Here is a 2,308-nt window from a genome sequence, read left to right as displayed (position 1 = left end):
TGCCCTCATAAGCTGCGCTGGGGTTCATCAAGTGGTCAGTGTACGCAGCAGGTTCTTGTAGTCCTCGCGGATGTCCGCGTCGGATTCCTTAAGTTCGTTGATCTTGCGGCAGGCGTGCAAAACAGTGGTGTGGTCCCGGCCGCCAAACACGTCGCCGATTTCCGGCAGGCTGTGGTTGGTCAGTTCTTTGGACAACGCCATGGCGACCTGACGCGGACGAGCTACCGAACGCGAACGACGTTTGGACAACAAGTCGGAGATCTTGATCTTGTAGTACTCGGCGACAGTGCGCTGAATGTTATCCACAGAGACCAGTTTGTCTTGCAGTGCCAACAGATCTTTCAGGGATTCGCGAATCAACTCGATGGTGATATCGCGGCCCATGAAGTGCGAGTGGGCGATCACGCGTTTGAGCGCGCCTTCCAGCTCACGGACGTTGGAACGAATACGCTGGGCAATGAAGAACGCCGCGTCATGGGGTAGATCGACTTTGGCCTGATCGGCCTTTTTCATCAGGATCGCCACGCGGGTTTCCAGTTCCGGCGGCTCGACGGCTACCGTCAGGCCCCAGCCGAAGCGGGATTTCAGGCGCTCTTCAAGGCCTTCGATTTCTTTCGGGTAGCGGTCACTGGTGAGAATGACCTGCTGGCCACCTTCAAGCAGGGCGTTGAAGGTGTGGAAAAACTCTTCCTGGGAACGTTCCTTGCGGGCGAAAAACTGAATGTCATCGATCAACAATGCATCCACCGAGCGGTAGAAGCGCTTGAACTCGTTGATCGCATTCAGCTGCAAGGCCTTGACCATGTCCGCAACGAAACGCTCGGAATGCAGGTACACAACCTTGGCATTCGGATTCTTCTTTAATAGGTGGTTACCCACAGCGTGCATCAAGTGGGTTTTACCCAAGCCTACGCCACCATAAAGGAAGAGCGGGTTGTAACCGTGCTTGGGATTGTCCGCCACTTGCCAGGCCGCAGCCCGAGCGAGTTGGTTGGACTTGCCCTCGACGAAGTTTTCGAAGGTGAAGGTACGGTTCAGGTAGCTGGTGTGCTTAAGCGCGCCTTCGACCTGCACCGTACGCTGTTCGGCGCGAATCGGAGCTTGTTGCGAACTGGCCCCGGCCATCGGGTCGAAGCTGTCGCGCGATGGCTCTTCATTAACCTCGGCAACTTTTTGCGTCGCACGCTTGGTCGGAGCGGCTACCTGGGCTGGCGCCGTGGCGCTGACAGGTGCTTGAGCGGCCTGAGCCTGTGAAGCAGCGGCGGCCAACGGAGCATTCGGGGCAGCACGCGGTGCCGAACTGCGTTTGCTGCCTATTAATAAGGACAGCGCCGGCGCCATGCCATTGCCATGCTCATCCAGCAGTTCAAGGACGCGGCCCAGGTACTTTTCGTTGACCCAGTCGAGAACAAAACGATTCGGTGCGTAGACACGCAACTCGTCGCCTTCGGCTTCGACCTGTAGTGGACGGATCCAAGTGTTGAATTGTTGGGCAGGCAGCTCATCGCGCAAAAGCTCCACGCACTGCTGCCAAAGTTCCACTGACACGGATATCCCCTAAGTTGAAAGCCGGTGAGGCAAAAACAAGCCGCCATTGTAGCCGACCAAGCCCCGACTTATCCACACGAAGGTTGTGCACCTCCCATGAAGAATCAGTGATTTATACGAAAAAAAGACGACCAGCGGTCTGTGCATAAGCTCTGTGGATAACCGGGTCTAAGGTCGTTGTACAAGTGGGGGGGAAACTCGGTGGATAACCACCCTGTGGGTAAGTACCTCTTTCACACACAGCTTATCCGACAGCGCAGCACAGGCTTACCACCGTTTTCCACCGTAGTTGTCATTCTCTGTACATCACGACTTTAAAGGGCTGATGGCAGTTATCCACAGATGATCGTGTCCCTAGCTTTTATAAGCTTTACAGAAAAGCTTTAAATACTTTCCTTCTTAATTTCTATATCTAGCCAAGGAGCTCGGCAGGAAAAACGTCTGTAGATCTATTTATAAGGAAACGCTGGTTGGAAATTGACCTAGAGGCTTGCTTTCTCTAGAATCCCCGGTCTCTTAAAACGGGGGCCATTCCGGCCCGTTGTGGACGAACCAGGTAACACGACAATGAAACGTACTTTCCAACCAAGCACTATCAAACGCGCTCGTACCCACGGTTTCCGTGCTCGCATGGCTACCAAAAACGGTCGTGCCGTCCTGTCGCGTCGTCGCGCCAAAGGTCGTGCGCGTCTGGCAGTTTGATAATCCGGCACTGGAGGTGAGTCAGGACTTCTGTCGGGAAAAGCGTCTGCTTACTCCC

Annotated in this window: 2 protein-coding genes; one reads left to right on the top strand and one right to left on the bottom strand. The window is 54.9% G+C overall.

What is annotated here, in order from left to right:
* Nucleotides 1-27: 27 nt before the first annotated feature.
* Nucleotides 28-1,548, bottom strand: a complete 1,521-nt coding sequence (dnaA, locus tag ACIQU2_RS28565) for a chromosomal replication initiator protein DnaA (protein WP_347803513.1) — start codon at nucleotides 1,546-1,548, stop codon at nucleotides 28-30.
* 567 nt (nucleotides 1,549-2,115) lie between these two features.
* Here dnaA and rpmH point away from each other — a divergent pair.
* A complete protein-coding gene (rpmH, locus tag ACIQU2_RS28560) occupies nucleotides 2,116-2,250 on the top strand; it encodes a 50S ribosomal protein L34 (protein WP_003213577.1) in 135 nt (44 codons plus the stop codon).
* Nucleotides 2,251-2,308: the final 58 nt, after the last annotated feature.

It is taken from the genome of Pseudomonas sp. NPDC098740 (assembly GCF_044760065.1).
In the GTDB taxonomy this organism is placed as follows: domain Bacteria; phylum Pseudomonadota; class Gammaproteobacteria; order Pseudomonadales; family Pseudomonadaceae; genus Aquipseudomonas; species Aquipseudomonas rossensis.
This window is presented reverse-complemented; position numbering and strand designations above follow the sequence as displayed.